The organism is Streptomyces sp. NPDC046349 (assembly GCF_055587885.1).
In genome coordinates this window covers 58,811-72,927 of sequence record NZ_JBVJFK010000019.1, presented here as the reverse complement: position 1 = coordinate 72,927, position 14,117 = coordinate 58,811, and the positions used below count along the sequence as shown (strand labels likewise).

The window sequence follows — 14,117 nt, the reverse complement described above, 5'->3', positions numbered from 1 at the left end:
CGGGCGAGGGAGACGTGCCCGAGCGGGGTGCCGTCCGGGGACACCGCGGTCTCCACGCGCGGCGGTCCACGCGCGGCGGTCGACGCACGGCGGCCCGGCCCGGCGGTCCACGCGCAGCGGCCCGGCCCGGCGGCGTATGCGGCGAGCTGGGCGTCGTCGGCCGGGCGGAAGGGGCGCAGGCGAGCGGCCGCGGGAGGCCCGTGCGCCAAGTGTGCTTCGCGGGAGAGGGGTTGATCGAGGGGGAGGGGGCGGCGAGCATCGCCGTATGACAGAAGTGATCGCAGTCGCCGTCATCACCCTGCTCGCGGTGATCAGCCCCGGCGCCGATTTCGCCATGGTGGTCCGCAACAGCTACCTCTACGGGCGGCCCACCGGGCTGTTCGCCGCCGCTGGGGTCGCGGCCGGCGTGCTGGTCCACGTCTCGTACACCATGCTGGGTGTCGGTCTGCTGATCGCCTCCTCCACCGCCCTGTTCACCGTGATCAAGCTGGCGGGTGCGGCCTACCTGGTGTGGATCGGGATACGGACCTTCCGGGCGCGGGCTGAGGTGACAGTGGACCTGGAGTCGAAGCCGGGCCTGACCCGGCCGGGGGCGATGCGGTCGGGGTTCCTGACCAATGTGCTGAACCCGAAGACGACGCTGTTCGTGGTGTCGACCTTCACGCAGGTGGTGGATCCGGGTACGCCGCTGTGGCAGCAGGCGGGCTACGGGTTGTTCATGTCGGCGGCGCACCTGGGCTGGTTCGGGGCGGTGGCGGTGTTCTTCTCCGTCTCCAGCCTGCGCGAGCGGATGCTGAAGGCGCAGAGGACGCTGAACAGGGCCATCGGGTCGGTGCTGGTGGGGCTGGGGGTGGGGCTGGGGTTCGCCCGTTGAGTGGCGGAGCGGGGCTGGTGCCGCTGGTTACCTGTCGGTAGCGTTCGGGCCATGGGCACTGGCGAGGGGTTCTTCGAACGACGTGATGCCGGGCGGTTCACCGCCACCGAGTACACGCGCGGGCCGTGGGACGCGGGCTCGCAGCACGCCGGTCCGCCGGCCGCGCTGCTCGGGCGGGCCGTGGAGGAACGGCCGGGTGCGCGCACGGACATGCGGATCGCCCGGATCACGTACGAGATCCTGCGCCCGGTGCCCATCGGCGAGCTGGAGGTCACCACCAGCGTGCTGCGCTCCGGCCGCAGTACCGAGGTGGTCGAGGCCGCGATCGGCCCGGCGGGTGCCGCGTCCGTGATGCTGGCGAGGGCCCTGCGGATCCGGGTTGCAGAGGAGTCCGTGCCGGCCGTCGTGAGCGGGCCGCAGCTGCCGACGCCGGGGGAGGTGGAGGCGACCCCGTTCTTCCCGGTGCCGTGGGAGATCGGCTACCACTCGGCCATGGAGACCCGCTTCACCGAGGGCGCCTTCGTCGAACCGGGGCCCGGCACCTGCTGGATGCGGATGAAGGTGCCGCTCGTGGCCGGGGAGGAGACCCGGCCGCTGGACCGGGTCCTGATCGCCGCCGACTCGGGCAACGGGATCAGCGCGGTGATGGACTTCGGGCGTTACGTCTTCATCAACAGCGACCTGACCGTCCACCTGCACCGCCATCCGGTGGGCGAGTGGGCGTGCGTGCAGGCCCGTACGAGCGTGGACGCGGCCGGTATCGGGCTCGCCGACGCGCAGCTCCACGACGAGAAGGGCCCGATCGGCCGGAGCGCGCAGAGCCTGTACGTGGCGCCGCGCTGAAACGGCGCCGGGGCGCCAACCCCGGTGCGGTGCAACGGAGTCGGTATGGCAGGCTCGTGCGGATGGACGCACTGAGGGGGACCGACCCGGCCCGCATCGGGGAGCACACGCTGCTGGCCAGGCTGGGGGCCGGAGGCATGGGGCAGGTGTACCTCGGGCGCTCGCCCGGCGGGCGGCTGGTCGCGGTCAAGGTGATCCGGGACGAGATCACCGGCCACCCGGAGGCGCTGGCACGGTTCCGGCGGGAGGCCGAGACGGTGCGGGCGGTCCGGTCGGCCTACACGGCGAACCTGATCGACGCCTCGCTCGCCGCCCCGCCGTACTGGCTGGCCACGGAGTACGTGGCCGGACCCACTCTGGGCCGGGCGGTCGCGACGCGCGGGGCGCTGCCGGCGGACACCTGCCTGCGGCTGTTCGCGGCCCTGGCCGAGGGGCTGGCGAGCGTTCACGCGTACGGGGTGACGCACCGGGACCTGAAGCCGCAGAACGTCGTCCTGGGCGCACAGGGGCCGCAGCTGATCGACTTCGGCATCGCCAAGGGGGTCGGGACCACCGCGCTCACGCAGGACGGGCAGGCCCCGGGCACGCCCGGATTCACCGCGCCGGAAGTGCTCGTCGGCGGCGGGACCGGGGACGGCAAGGCGGACGTCTTCGCCCTGGGCGCGACGATGGCGTACGCGGCGACCGGGCGCCCGCCGTACGGGACGGGCGACGCGGCGACGGTGAGCTACCGGGCGGTGCACGAGCCGATCGACCTGGCCGGGGTGGAGCCGGGCCTGGCGGCGCTGATCGGTGCCTGCGTCACGAAGGACCCGGCGGCCCGGCCAGGCCTGCCGGAGGTCATCGCCCGGTGCGGAGTACGGGACGCACTGATCGACGATCCCGTGTACCTGGGGCTGGGGGCGCTGGGCGAGGCCGTGCCGGTGCACGAGATGCGGACGCAGGGGCCGGGTCTCCCGTACGGCTACACGCCGACCGACCACGCGGCCCCGGCCGCGGTTCCGGCCCCGGCGAGGCGTGGGCGGGCGGGTGTGTGGGTGGCGGCCGTGGCGGTGGCCGCGGCCCTGTCGCTGGCCGCCTGGAAGCTCGTCCCGTTCGGCGGGGAGGACGGTGAGGCCGGCCGGGGCGAGGGCGCCTCGGCGGGTGCCGCGGGCACGCCCGCCCGGACGCCGGGCGGGGGAGGCGTCGGCCCCGCCCCTTCGGTGACCGGGGGCGCCGCCGGCAAGCCGCCGGCCGAGTACATCGAGGGCAACCGGATCTCGCGCTACTTCTGGCTGCCTTCCACCGACCCGGAGCGCGCGGCGCACGGCACCGGCGCGTGCAACCTGGGGACGGAGCAGAAGCCGCCGGGTGCGGACTTCCAGGCGGGCGCCGAGGTGCTGGGCAAGTCCGTGAAGATCAGCATGCGCGTCAAGTACGCCGAGAGCAGCCCGACCAAACCCGATCCGTACTACGTGTCGGTGGCGGTCAGGGCCCCGCACGACCTCGACCCGCAGACCGGACAGCCGTTCCCGATGGACAACCGGTCCGTGGGCTTCACCAGCAAGCCCGTCGACATCTACGGAAAGTGGAAGACGGGCGAATACCTGACGCTCACGTACCCGGACGACTTCGCGGAGCACGTGAACGGCAAGACGTACCCCGGCGTGCCCCTGGCGAACGACCCGGGGGACTGGACGCTGGTCTTCTATCACGTCGAGGATGACCCTACGCAGTACGCGAGCATCCACTGCACGGGCTTCCGGGTGGAGTAAGTGGAGTAGTGGATCCGGCGACACGGGCGATTCGCACGTGAAAGCGACCGGCATGGGGGAGGGTTGACGGGTGCGCAGATTCTGGATGGCCGGCGGGATCGGGATCGGGCTGTGTCTGACCTTCGTGGCGCTCCTCGTCGTGGGGACGTACTCGGCGGCGGCGGGGCTGGTGGGATCGGGTGCCGGCGGTCGTGCCGTGGGCCTGACCAAGGGGGCGGTGCCCGCGAAGTACCAGGCGCTGGTGGAGAAGTGGGGCAATCTCTGCCCGGCCATCAGCCCGCCGCTGCTCGCCGCGCAGCTGTACTCCGAGAGCGGCTGGAACCCGAGCGCCGTCAGTCCGGCGGACGCGCGGGGCATCGCGCAGTTCATCCCCGGCACCTGGGCGGGCCACGGCATCGACGGGGACGGGGACGGGGACCGGGACATCTGGGATCCGAACGACGCGATCCCCTCGGCGGCTTCGTACGACTGCGAGCTGGCCGGGGACGTGAAGAGCGTGCCGGGCGACGCGACGTCGAACATGCTGGCCGCCTACAACGCCGGCGCCTACGCGGTCATCAAGTACGGGGGAGTGCCGCCGTACAAGGAGACCCAGGGGTACGTGAAGGCGATCACCACGCTCGCGAAGAGCTTCGCGCGGCCCGTGGGCCGGGTGGCGCCCTCGCAACAGGCCGCCGGCGCGATCTACTTCGCGCAGAAGCAGTTGGGCACGCCGTACCTGTGGGGCGGCAACGGCACGCCCGACCAGGGTGGGCGGTTCGACTGCTCGGGGCTGACGAAGGCCGCGTACGAGACGGTCGGGATCGAGCTGCCGCGCGTGGCCAACGACCAGTACAACGCCGGTCCGCACCCCTCGCGCGACGAACTGCTGCCCGGAGACCTGGTGTTCTTCTCCGATGATCTGACGAACTCCCGGGAGATCCGGCACGTCGGGCTCTACGTGGGCGGCGGATACATGATCAACGCCCCGTTCACCGGAGCGGTCATCCGCTTCGACAAGATCGATACTCCCGACTACTTCGGAGCGACCCGCGTGACGAAGGACGGGGCGGAGTCCCTCCCGCAGCGGTCCGGTCCGGGTCGGCCGTCCTAGCAACTCTCCGTGATGCAAAGGCCCTGAGCTGCGACGGCCAGTCACTCTTCGATAACGTTGCCGTGATCATTGCGTGGAGAGTGGAACCCGGCTGTCAGAACGGGCGTTCCATGAACGCGGGGGTTGATCAAGTGGGTGTCGAAGGGGCGCACACCCGGGTGCGCCCGCAGGGGAACCAGGGCAAGAGCAAGGGGCCGCGTCACCATGGCTGGACTCACGACAGGTGGGCCGAACGTGGATGTCAGCCTGCTGTACGAGGTCAACGGAGCGGCCCGGCGGGCCCCCGCGTGGCTGGACACCGCGGTGAGCACGGCCGGCGAGTACGGGATCCTGCTGGCCCTGGTGTTGCTGGTCCTGTGGTGCTGGCGCGGCGCCCGCCGACAGGACGAGGCCGCCGCCGTCGAATCTTTCACGGCGCTGGTGTGGGCGCCACTCGCCGCCGGCCTGGCCCTGCTCGTGAACGTGCCGCTGCGCGAACTCGTCGGCCGGCAGCGGCCGTTTCGCCAGCACGAGGGGCTGCAGGTCCTCGACCCGGACTGGGGCGTGGGACTGGGCAACACCGCGTACTCGTTCGTCAGCGGCCACACCACCGTCGCGATGGCCCTGGGCGTGGGCCTGTTCGTCGCCCACCGGAAGTTCGGGATCCTTGGGATCGGGCTGGCTCTCGTCGAGGGATTCTGCCGCGTCTACATGGGCGTCAACTACCCGACCGACGTGATCGGCGGGCTCGCGCTCGGCACGGCCGTGGTCCTCGTGCTCGCGCCGCTCACGCTGGCCCTGCTGAACCCGGTGGTGCGGGCGGTGGCCGGCTCCCGGCGCCTCGGACGGCTCGTACGGTCCGGCGGCCGGACGCATCCCCGGCCGGTCGACCTCGCGCAGCCCCGGACCACCCCGCCCGCGGGCCGGCGCCCGCAGGACAAGGACCTCGCCGCCTGACGGAGGCCCGGCCGGGGCCGCCCCAGCACTACCCCGTCCCGTACGAGTCCCAGACGGCGAGCAGCGCGGCCGTCAGCAGGCAGAGCGCGGCCACCCCGAAGCACACCAGGACCGCCCGCGGGCGGGGCCGGGGCGTCACCGGTCACCCGCGCCGGTGTCGCCCCCGCGGCGGTGGCGGGAGCGCAGCCACGGCGCGGCGGCCAGGGCGGCGGCGCAGGTGAGCCCGACGGCCAGGGCCACGTCGGCCGGGCTGTCCGCCGCGGCCACGGGTCCGGCCCGGGCCGCGGCGGCCGGGGCGAACGCGATGAGCGCGGCCCCGAGAAGGGTCGCGAGGCGGGCTGCGGAACCTGGCATGAGTCAAGGGCATCCGCTGCGGCGCCCCCCGGCCAGCCGGGCCGTCCGAACGGGCGAGGGACGTCAGACGGTGCCTGCGGCCTCGTGGCCCGCGGCGTCCTTGCGGGCCAGGTCGCGGGAGCGGCGGGCCGGGCCCTTCCAGCCGCAGGAGCAGACGGCCAGACAGAACGATCCGCGGTCGGCGGTGGATGTGGTGTGGGGGGTCGGCGGCTGCGACGGCGGCCGCGGAGGCGGTACGGAGTCGAGCGGAGGGACCGGGGTCGCGTCGATGTGCGGTTCCACTTCTCCACGGTACCCGGGGCCGACGGGGGCGGGGAGGGCGACCCCGTGACGGGAGACCCGGGGCCTCGTTAAGCGGAGCGGGTGGGGCCTCGGGCAAACATCGGTCATGCGTTGGGGGTTGGCAGGCGATGGTGGTTCACCGGCACAAGCGGCTGCGCGGGCGGGCGGCTGAGGTGGTGCTCGCCGCCGGAGTCACCCTGGCGGTCACGGCGACGAGCGGGTGCGCCGGAGACGGCGGGGGCGACGACCGGTCGCCGGCGGAAGCGGCCCTGGTGGTCCGCGGGGCCGCCGACGCCCTGGCACGCACGGGCAGCGCCCGGGCCCGTACGGCCATGGAGATGGCCACGGGCGGGACCCGGGTCACCATCCGCGGTGAGGGCGGCGTCGACTTCAAGAAGCGGATGGGGCAGCTCCTTGTGCTGCTCCCCGCCGGTGTGAAGGGCGAGGACGAGCACCGGCCCATCACCGAGCTCCTGGTCCCGGGCGCGCTCTACATGAAGAACCGCGGCGCGGGCGTCCCCGCCGACAAGTGGGTCCGCGTCGACACGACGACCCTCGCCGACGGGAACCTGGTCACCGGCGGGGCCACCGACCCGCTGATCGCGGCCGAGCTGCTGCGGGTGGCGCAGGAGGTGACGTACGTCGGGGAGACCGAGGTGGCGGGCACCAAGGTGCGGCACTACCGGGGGACCACCGACATCGGGCTGGCCGCGGCGCGCGCGTCGGCGGAGATGCGCGGGGCGCTGGCGGCAGCGGCGAAAGGGTTCAGCAAGGACACGGTGCCCTTCGACGCGTACCTGGACGAGGAGGGGCGGCTGCGGAAGGTCCGGCACCGCTTCACGTACGTCAACAATGGCGTGATCGATGTGTCATCGACCACGCTGCTGTACGGATTCGGGACGCCGGTGACTGTCGTATTGCCCGCGAGCAGGGACATTTACGCCGGAAAGATCGCCGACTAGTGGGGCGGGCGGTCCGGGGGCGGCGCGATCGGGCCATGGCCGGGTATCCGGAAATGGTCCATCCGTGTCATGCGGGGGGACGGGCGTCCTCCCTACGCTGAGGAGCCGGGCGCCGGCAAGTGGTGCGGCATGACCGTGACGGCCGGTGGCCGGTGGCAGACAGAGGTGACACGCGTGACTCCCGCAGGCGGTACGACGGTGCAGGACCACGTGGCGCTCGCCGAGATCGAACTGTGCGGTGAGCTGATCATCGCCGCGTCCGCGGCAGCCGAGGACCGGTTGAGCCTGGACCGCATCGACGAGGTCCTGCTGGGCCGCTAGCGCTGTGACCCGGTGAACCTTTCCGGGCACAGCACCAGCCCGGCACGGGTGGCGCTCCGGGCCCCGCGGTCTCCGGCGGCGGGGCCTGGCGATCAGGTGCGCAGCAGCCGTGCGATGGCCTTGGAGGCCTCCTCGACCTTGGCGTCGATCTCTGCGCCGCCCTTGACCGCGGCGTCGGCGACGCAGTGGCGCAGGTGCTCTTCCAGCAACTGGAGCGCGAAGGACTGCAGCGCCTTCGTGCTCGCCGAGACCTGGGTGAGTATGTCGATGCAGTAGACGTCCTCGTCGACGAGCCGCTGGAGGCCGCGGATCTGGCCCTCGATCCGGCGCAGCCGCTTGAGGTGCTCGTCCTTCTGGTGGTGGTAGCCGTGGACGGCCCCGGCGTCGTGGGAGGTGCCGGGGGTGGCCGCCGCGCCGGACACGGCTCCGGAGCCCTCCGCCTCGATGGTCGTCATAGGTTCTCCCGTGGTCCGGAACAAGGGGGTAGATACCCCTCGTGGGTATAGGATACCGGGCTCGCACCCGTCGGGCAGGGGCCCGTGGCCCTCACTCTGCCTGATGGAGGACACTGGTGAACGGCCGGTTAGCCGTGGCCGGGGGATGCGCCTAGCATCAGCCTGACCGAATCCGATGCACCCCGAGGACCTCACGTGCGATTTCGTCTGACCCCCAGGGAGACGAGCTTCTACGACATGTTCGCCGCATCCGCGGACAACATCGTCACGGGCTCCAAGCTCCTGATGGAACTGCTCGGAGCGGACACCTCCGCCCGGGCCGAGATCGCGGAACGGATGCGGGCGGCGGAGCACGCGGGGGACGACGCGACCCACGCGATCTTCCACCAGCTGAACTCCTCCTTCATCACGCCGTTCGACCGCGAGGACATCTACTCCCTGGCGTCGTCGCTCGACGACATCATGGACTTCATGGAGGAGGCCGTCGACCTGGTCGTCCTCTACAACGTCGAAGAGCTCCCCAAGGGTGTCGAGCAGCAGATCGAGGTCCTGGCGCGGGCGGCCGAGCTGACCGCCGAGGCCATGCCGCACCTGCGCACGATGGACAACCTCACCGAGTACTGGATCGAGGTCAACCGGTTGGAGAACCAGGCCGACCAGATCCACCGCAAGCTGCTCGCGCACCTCTTCAACGGCAAGTACGACGCCATCGAGGTGCTGAAGCTCAAGCAGATCGTCGACGTGCTCGAAGAGGCGGCCGACGCGTTCGAGCACGTCGCGAACACGGTGGAGACCATCGCGGTCAAGGAGTCCTGAACCTCGTGGACACCTTCGCTCTGGTCGTGACCATCGGTGTCGCGCTCGGTTTCACGTATACGAACGGTTTCCACGACTCGGCGAACGCGATCGCGACCTCGGTCTCGACGCGTGCGCTGACCCCGCGCGCCGCCCTCGCGATGGCCGCGGTGATGAACCTCGCCGGTGCCTTCCTGGGCAGCGGGGTGGCCAAGACGGTCAGTCAGGGGCTGATCGAGACGCCGCACGGTTCCACGGGTATGTGGATCCTCTTCGCGGCGCTGGTCGGCGCGATCGTCTGGAACCTGGTCACCTGGTACTTCGGCCTGCCCTCGTCGTCCTCGCACGCGCTCTTCGGCGGCATGGTGGGCGCGGCCCTGGCCGGCGGCACGGAGGTGATCTGGTCCGGTGTGGTCGACAAGGTCGTCATCCCGATGTTCGCCTCGCCGGTCGTCGGCCTCGTCGCCGGTTACCTGGTGATGGTGGCCATCCTGTGGATGTTCCGCCGGGCCAACCCGCACAAGGCCAAGCACGGCTTCCGCATCGCGCAGACGGTGTCGGCCGCCGCGATGGCGCTCGGCCACGGTCTGCAGGACGCGCAGAAGACGATGGGCATCGTCGTGATGGCCCTGGTCATCGCCGACGTGCAGACCGCTGACGCGCCGATCCCGGTGTGGGTCAAGGTCGCGTGTGCCGTGATGCTGTCCCTGGGTACGTACGCGGGTGGCTGGCGCATCATGCGCACGCTCGGCCGCAAGATCATCGAGCTGGACCCGCCGCAGGGCTTCGCGGCGGAGACCACCGGCGCCTCGATCATGTTCGGCTCGGCCTACCTCTTCCACGCGCCGATCTCCACCACCCACGTGATCACCTCGGCGATCATGGGTGTGGGCGCGACGAAGCGCGTCAACGCGGTCCGCTGGGGCGTCGCCAAGAACATCATCCTGGGCTGGTTCATCACGATGCCCGCCGCGGCCCTGGTCGCTGCCGTCAGCTTCTGGGTCGTGAACCTGGCCTTCGGCTAGCGCGGCCGCCGTCCCCTGCCGCACACGAAAGCGGGCCGGCTCCCCCCACCCAGGGGGAGCCGGCCCTCTTTCTTTCTTCCGCCCTCGCGGTGGCACCGCCATGCAGCACCGCGGGACGCTCTCACATCTCGCTCTAGCCGAAGCGGCCCGAGATGTAGTCCTCGGTCGCCTGCACGGACGGGTTCGAGAAGATCCGGTCCGTGTCGTCGATCTCGATGAGCTTGCCCGGCTGGCCGACCGCCGCGAGGTTGAAGAAGGCGGTGCGGTCGGAGACGCGGGCGGCCTGCTGCATGTTGTGCGTCACGATGACGATCGTGAAGCGCTCCTTGAGCTCGCCGATCAGGTCCTCGATCGCGAGGGTGGAGATGGGGTCGAGGGCCGAGCAGGGCTCGTCCATCAGCAGGACCTGGGGCTCGACCGCGATGGCGCGGGCGATGCACAGACGCTGCTGCTGGCCGCCGGAGAGGCCGGATCCGGGCTTGCCCAGGCGGTCCTTGACCTCGTTCCAGAGGTTGGCTCCCTGCAGGGACCGCTCGACGATGTCGGCCAGCTCGGACTTCTTGAAGCTGCCGTTCAGCCGCAGGCCCGCCGCCACGTTGTCGAAGATCGACATGGTGGGGAAGGGGTTCGGGCGCTGGAAGACCATGCCGACCGTGCGGCGGACCGCGACGGGGTCCACGCCGGCGCCGTACAGGTTCTCGTCGTCCAGCATCACCTTGCCCTCGACGCGGCCGCCGGGGGTGACCTCGTGCATGCGGTTGAGGGTGCGCAGGAAGGTGGACTTGCCGCAGCCGGAGGGGCCGATGAAGGCCGTCACCGATCGGGGTTCGACGGTCATCGAGATGTCGTCGATGGCCCTGTGGCTGCCGTAGAAGGCGGACAGTCCGCTGACGTCGATTCGCTTCGCCATGGGGGTCACTTCGCTTTCATACAGTCGCGTCAGCGACCGGTCTTCGGGGCCTTCCAGCGGGCGATGCCGCGGGCCACCAGATTGAGGATCATGACGAAGGCGATCAGGACGAGCGCAGCGGCCCATGCCCGGTCGTAGGAGGCGTCACTGCCGACCTTGTACTGCTCCCAAATGTAGAGGGGGAGCGAGGACTGGGCGCCTTCGAAGGGGTTGCCGTTGATCAGCTGGGTGCCGAAGACCAGCAGCATGATCGGGGCGGTCTCGCCGGCGATGCGGGCGACGGCCAGCATCAGGCCTGTGGCGATGCCGCCGATGGCGGTGGGGAGGACGACCTTGAGGATCATGCGCCACTTCGGGACACCGAGGGCCAGGGCGGCCTCGCGCAGCTCGTTCGGGACGAGCTTGAGCATCTCCTCGGTGGAGCGGACCACGACGGGCATCATCAGGATCGACAGGGCCATCGCGCCGGCGAAGCCGGAGGGACCGAAGCCGAGTGCCAGGTTCCAGGTCGTCAGGATGAACAGGCCGGCGACGATCGAGGGGATGCCGGTCATGACGTCGACGAAGAAGGTCACGGCCTTGGCGAGCGTGCCCTTGCCGTATTCGACCAGGTAGACGGCGGTGAGCAGGCCGATCGGCGCCGCGATCAGGGTGGCGAGGGCGATCTGCTCGATGGTGCCGAGCAGCGCGTGGTAGACGCCGCCGCCCTCCTCGAAGCTGGTCACGCCGTTCATCGAGTGGGTCAGGAAGTCGCCGGTGAGGACCTTGACGCCGCGGCTGATGGTGGTCCAGATCAGCGAGAGCAGCGGGATGACGGCGAGGACGAAGGAGACCCATACGACGGAGGTCGCGATGCGGTCCTTGGCCTGCCGCCGGTTCTCGATCACCGCGCTTGCGGTGTACGTGATCGCGACGAACAGGAGGGCCGCGATCAGACCCCACTGGATCTTGCTGTCGAGGCCGAAGGCGATGCCGATGCCGCTGCCGAGGGCGATCGAGACGACCGCGATGCCGGCGGGGGCCCATCGGGGCAGGCCGCCTCGGGTGAGGCCGGCGGGGGCGGCGGACCGGGGGGCCCGGGAGGGCCGCTTGTCCTGGAGTGTGTGGCTCATCAGGCGTTCGCCCCCGAGAAGTCCTTGCGGCGAGCGATGATCAGGCGAGCTGCACCGTTGACCAGCAGGGTGAGCAGGAAGAGGACCAGACCGGAGGCGATCAGCGCGTCCCGGCCGAACTCGTTGGCCTCGTCGAACTTCGCGGCGATGTTCTGCGCGAAGGTGCCGCCGCCCGGGTCGAGGATGTGGCCGGAGATCAGGAAGCTCGGCGAGAGGACGGTGGCGACGGCCATGGTCTCGCCGAGGGCGCGCCCGAGGCCGAGCATCGAGGCGGAGATGACACCGGAGCGGCCGAAGGGCAGCACCGACATCCGGATGACCTCCCAGCGGGTCGCGCCGAGGGCCAGGGCGGCCTCCTCGTTCATGCGCGGGACCTGGAGGAAGACCTCGCGGCTGACGCTGGTCACGATCGGCAGGATCATGATCGCGAGCAGGATGCCGACGGTGAAGAGGGAGCGCGCGACGCCTACCTCGGTCTTGTCGAAGACGTAGGTCCAGCCCATGTACTCGTCGAGCCAGAGGTTCAGGCCGGCCAGCTGCGGCACGAGGAAGAGGGCGCCCCAGATGCCGTAGATGATCGACGGTACGGCGGCCAGCAGGTCGACCACGTAGGCGATCGGCGCGGCCAGCTTGCGCGGCGCGTAGTGCGAGATGAACAGGGCGATGCCGACGGCGATCGGAACCGCGATGACCATCGCGATGATCGAGCTGATGATGGTGCCGAAGAGCAGGACGGCGATGCCGAAGACGGGTGGGTCGGCCGACGCGTTCCAGTCGAAGGTGGTGAGGAAGTTCCCCTCGTTCTCCGACAGTGCGATCGAGGCGCGGTAGGTGAGGAAGACGGCGATCGACGCCATGATCACCAGGAGCAGGATGCCGGAGCCCTTGGAGAGTCCGGCGAAGATCTTGTCACCGGCGCGGCCGGTGGATCCCTTGCTCGGGGCGACCGGCGGAGCCGTGTCTATCTGGGTGGGTGTGGTGGAAGCCATGGTCTTTCCGGTCTGTGTGGGGGGCAGGCCCCCTGGCGGCGGTGCACCGGATTCCCCCGGGTGGAGGGGAAGGGGCTCCGGGGCCGGCCCGTCCGGTCCCCGGACGGGGGGAGCGGACGGACCGGGCCTCGGAGCTCAGGACTAGCTCAGCGAGTTGATGACCTCGCGGACCTTGGCGTTGATCTCGGCCGGGATCGGCGCGTAGCCGTTCTCGAGGAGGATCTTCTGGCCCGCGTCGGACGCGGTGTAGTTCAGGAAGGACTTGACGGTCGGCAGGGTCTCCGCCTTGTTGCCCTTGTCGCAGACGACCTCGTAGGTGACCAGGACGATCGGGTACGCGCCCTCGGCCTTGGTGGTGTAGTCGAGCTTGAGCGCCAGGTCCGAACCGGTGCCGGAGATCTTGGCGGCGGCGATGGCCTTGGAGGCGTTCTCGCCGGTGGCCTTGACCGGGGCGGCGGCGCCCGTGTTCAGGTCCACCGTCTTGATGCCCTGGGCGCTGGCGTAGGAAAGCTCGAAGTAGCCGATGGCGCCGTCGACCTGCTTGACCTGGGTCGCGACACCGGAGGAGCCGCTGGCGCCGAGGCCGCCCGGGGCCGGCCACTTCTTCGCGGCCTCGTACGGCCACGCGTCACCGGCGGTGGCCTTGAGGTACTTGCCGAGGTTCTCGGTGGTGCCCGAGTCCTCGGAGCGGTGGAAGTGCTGGATCGCGGTGGAGGGGAGCGTGACGCCGGGGTTCAGCTTCTTGATCGCCTCGTCGTCCCACTTCTTGATCTTGTCGTTGAAGATGTTGGCGATCGTGGCGGCGTCGAGGGTCAGCTTGTCGACGCCCGAGACGTTGAAGCCGAGGGCGATCGGGCCGCCGACCATCGGCAGGTCGATGCCCTGGCCGCCGGTGCAGATCTTCTTCGACTCCTCGATCTGCTCCGGCTTCAGCGCCGAGTCGGAGCCGGCGAAACCGACGGTGCCCTGGTTGAACGCGACGATGCCCTCACCGGAGGAGGAGGACTTGTAGTTGACCTCGACGCCGGAGCAGGCGGCCATGTAGTTCTTCACCCACAGGTCGACCGCGTTCTTCTGCGCGGAGGAGCCGGAGGCGAGCAGCTTGCCCTTGGCGCCGTCGCACTTGATGTCGCCGGCGGCCGGAGCGGCGGCCTTGGACGCGCCGTCGCCGGTCTTGGTGTTGTCGTCCGAGCCGCACGCCGTGAGGACCAGGGCGCCGGACACGACAAGCGCACCGAGGGCGGAGGCACGAAGCATGTTCTTGCGCTGAAGCTTCACTTTCGGGTGTTCCTTCCAGAAGCCGCCGGCCGCTTTCGTTCGTACCGGGCGGCGTGCGAAGAGGACTACTACATCGGGTGCGCGGGCCGGCCGCTCCGTCTGCGGGCCGCCTTCTCCGTGCACGACCGAAATTA

General features: G+C 70.6%; 16 protein-coding genes. 9 read left to right on the top strand and 7 right to left on the bottom strand.

The annotated features are described in order from the left end of the window. Positions 1-265 precede the first annotated feature (265 nt). From ACZ6JS_RS33920 to ACZ6JS_RS33900, 5 genes are all read left to right on the top strand, one after another. Complete coding sequence (locus tag ACZ6JS_RS33920; protein ID WP_469303758.1) at positions 266-874, top strand: LysE family translocator; 609 nt, start codon at positions 266-268, stop codon at positions 872-874. Between the two features lie 51 nt (positions 875-925). Further along, complete coding sequence (locus ACZ6JS_RS33915) at positions 926-1,717, top strand: thioesterase family protein (protein WP_469303756.1); 792 nt, start codon at positions 926-928, stop codon at positions 1,715-1,717. A 62-nt stretch (positions 1,718-1,779) separates the two neighbouring features. Beyond that, complete coding sequence (locus ACZ6JS_RS33910) at positions 1,780-3,471, top strand: serine/threonine-protein kinase (protein ID WP_469303754.1); 1,692 nt, start codon at positions 1,780-1,782, stop codon at positions 3,469-3,471. Positions 3,472-3,556: 85 nt separating this feature from the next. Further along, entirely contained in the window at positions 3,557-4,564 is a 1,008-nt protein-coding gene (locus ACZ6JS_RS33905; protein WP_469303777.1) for a C40 family peptidase, read from the top strand. Positions 4,565-4,768: 204 nt separating this feature from the next. Next, positions 4,769-5,500 (top strand): phosphatase PAP2 family protein, encoded by a 732-nt coding sequence (locus tag ACZ6JS_RS33900; protein WP_469303752.1) that lies wholly within the window; start codon positions 4,769-4,771, stop codon positions 5,498-5,500. 135 nt (positions 5,501-5,635) lie between these two features. On the opposite strand, the gene ACZ6JS_RS33895 is transcribed toward ACZ6JS_RS33900, so the two are convergent. Together ACZ6JS_RS33895 and ACZ6JS_RS33890 are read right to left on the bottom strand one after the other, a co-directional pair. Then, the gene (locus tag ACZ6JS_RS33895) at positions 5,636-5,854 is read right to left on the bottom strand and encodes a hypothetical protein (protein ID WP_469303750.1); all 219 of its coding nucleotides are present in this window, start codon (positions 5,852-5,854) and stop codon (positions 5,636-5,638) included. Between the two features lie 63 nt (positions 5,855-5,917). Next, the gene (locus tag ACZ6JS_RS33890; RefSeq protein WP_469303748.1) at positions 5,918-6,136 is read right to left on the bottom strand and encodes a hypothetical protein; all 219 of its coding nucleotides are present in this window, start codon (positions 6,134-6,136) and stop codon (positions 5,918-5,920) included. A gap of 128 nt (positions 6,137-6,264) precedes the next feature. On the opposite strand from ACZ6JS_RS33890, the gene ACZ6JS_RS33885 reads away from it, so the two are divergent. Both ACZ6JS_RS33885 and ACZ6JS_RS33880 read left to right on the top strand, forming a co-directional pair. Then, positions 6,265-7,098 (top strand): SCO4651 family lipoprotein, encoded by an 834-nt coding sequence (locus tag ACZ6JS_RS33885; protein ID WP_469303746.1) that lies wholly within the window; start codon positions 6,265-6,267, stop codon positions 7,096-7,098. Positions 7,099-7,227: 129 nt separating this feature from the next. After that, positions 7,228-7,419 (top strand): hypothetical protein, encoded by a 192-nt coding sequence (locus tag ACZ6JS_RS33880; protein ID WP_469303745.1) that lies wholly within the window; start codon positions 7,228-7,230, stop codon positions 7,417-7,419. A gap of 92 nt (positions 7,420-7,511) precedes the next feature. On the opposite strand, the gene ACZ6JS_RS33875 is transcribed toward ACZ6JS_RS33880, so the two are convergent. Beyond that, a complete protein-coding gene (locus ACZ6JS_RS33875) occupies positions 7,512-7,874 on the bottom strand; it encodes a metal-sensitive transcriptional regulator (RefSeq protein WP_469303743.1) in 363 nt (120 codons plus the stop codon). Positions 7,875-8,069: 195 nt separating this feature from the next. Between ACZ6JS_RS33875 and ACZ6JS_RS33870 the strand changes: the two genes are divergently transcribed. Together ACZ6JS_RS33870 and ACZ6JS_RS33865 are read left to right on the top strand one after the other, a co-directional pair. Next, positions 8,070-8,690, top strand: a complete 621-nt coding sequence (locus tag ACZ6JS_RS33870) for a DUF47 domain-containing protein (protein WP_031154207.1) — start codon at positions 8,070-8,072, stop codon at positions 8,688-8,690. Between the two features lie 5 nt (positions 8,691-8,695). Then, positions 8,696-9,694: an inorganic phosphate transporter gene (locus ACZ6JS_RS33865; protein ID WP_469303741.1), complete on the top strand. Its 999-nt coding sequence runs from the start codon at positions 8,696-8,698 to the stop codon at positions 9,692-9,694. A 133-nt stretch (positions 9,695-9,827) separates the two neighbouring features. On the opposite strand, the gene pstB is transcribed toward ACZ6JS_RS33865, so the two are convergent. The 4 genes from pstB to pstS all read right to left on the bottom strand — a co-directional run bounded on the left by pstB (position 9,828) and on the right by pstS (position 13,983). Further along, entirely contained in the window at positions 9,828-10,604 is a 777-nt protein-coding gene (gene pstB / locus ACZ6JS_RS33860; RefSeq protein WP_469303739.1) for a phosphate ABC transporter ATP-binding protein PstB, read from the bottom strand. A gap of 29 nt (positions 10,605-10,633) precedes the next feature. Next, the gene (gene pstA, locus ACZ6JS_RS33855; protein WP_469303738.1) at positions 10,634-11,716 is read right to left on the bottom strand and encodes a phosphate ABC transporter permease PstA; all 1,083 of its coding nucleotides are present in this window, start codon (positions 11,714-11,716) and stop codon (positions 10,634-10,636) included. After that, positions 11,716-12,705 (bottom strand): phosphate ABC transporter permease subunit PstC, encoded by a 990-nt coding sequence (gene pstC, locus ACZ6JS_RS33850; RefSeq protein WP_469303736.1) that lies wholly within the window; start codon positions 12,703-12,705, stop codon positions 11,716-11,718. The genes pstA and pstC overlap by 1 nt, the downstream gene beginning before the upstream one ends. A 141-nt stretch (positions 12,706-12,846) precedes the next feature. After that, on the bottom strand, positions 12,847-13,983 hold the full coding sequence (gene pstS, locus ACZ6JS_RS33845) for a phosphate ABC transporter substrate-binding protein PstS (RefSeq protein ID WP_469303734.1): 1,137 nt from the start codon (positions 13,981-13,983) through the stop codon (positions 12,847-12,849). Between the last annotated feature and the right edge of the window lie 134 nt (positions 13,984-14,117).

Coding starts and splice junctions, on each gene's coding strand:
- ACZ6JS_RS33920 (WP_469303758.1), top strand. CDS start 266: ATGACAGAAGTGATCGCAGTCGCCGTCATCACCCTGCTCGCGGTGATC.
- ACZ6JS_RS33915 (WP_469303756.1), top strand. CDS start 926: ATGGGCACTGGCGAGGGGTTCTTCGAACGACGTGATGCCGGGCGGTTC.
- ACZ6JS_RS33910 (WP_469303754.1), top strand. CDS start 1,780: ATGGACGCACTGAGGGGGACCGACCCGGCCCGCATCGGGGAGCACACG.
- ACZ6JS_RS33905 (WP_469303777.1), top strand. CDS start 3,557: ATGGCCGGCGGGATCGGGATCGGGCTGTGTCTGACCTTCGTGGCGCTC.
- ACZ6JS_RS33900 (WP_469303752.1), top strand. CDS start 4,769: ATGGCTGGACTCACGACAGGTGGGCCGAACGTGGATGTCAGCCTGCTG.
- ACZ6JS_RS33895 (WP_469303750.1), bottom strand. CDS start 5,854: ATGCCAGGTTCCGCAGCCCGCCTCGCGACCCTTCTCGGGGCCGCGCTC.
- ACZ6JS_RS33885 (WP_469303746.1), top strand. CDS start 6,265: ATGGTGGTTCACCGGCACAAGCGGCTGCGCGGGCGGGCGGCTGAGGTG.
- ACZ6JS_RS33880 (WP_469303745.1), top strand. CDS start 7,228: ATGACCGTGACGGCCGGTGGCCGGTGGCAGACAGAGGTGACACGCGTG.
- ACZ6JS_RS33875 (WP_469303743.1), bottom strand. CDS start 7,874: ATGACGACCATCGAGGCGGAGGGCTCCGGAGCCGTGTCCGGCGCGGCG.
- pstB (WP_469303739.1), bottom strand. CDS start 10,604: ATGGCGAAGCGAATCGACGTCAGCGGACTGTCCGCCTTCTACGGCAGC.
- pstA (WP_469303738.1), bottom strand. CDS start 11,716: ATGAGCCACACACTCCAGGACAAGCGGCCCTCCCGGGCCCCCCGGTCC.
- pstC (WP_469303736.1), bottom strand. CDS start 12,705: ATGGCTTCCACCACACCCACCCAGATAGACACGGCTCCGCCGGTCGCC.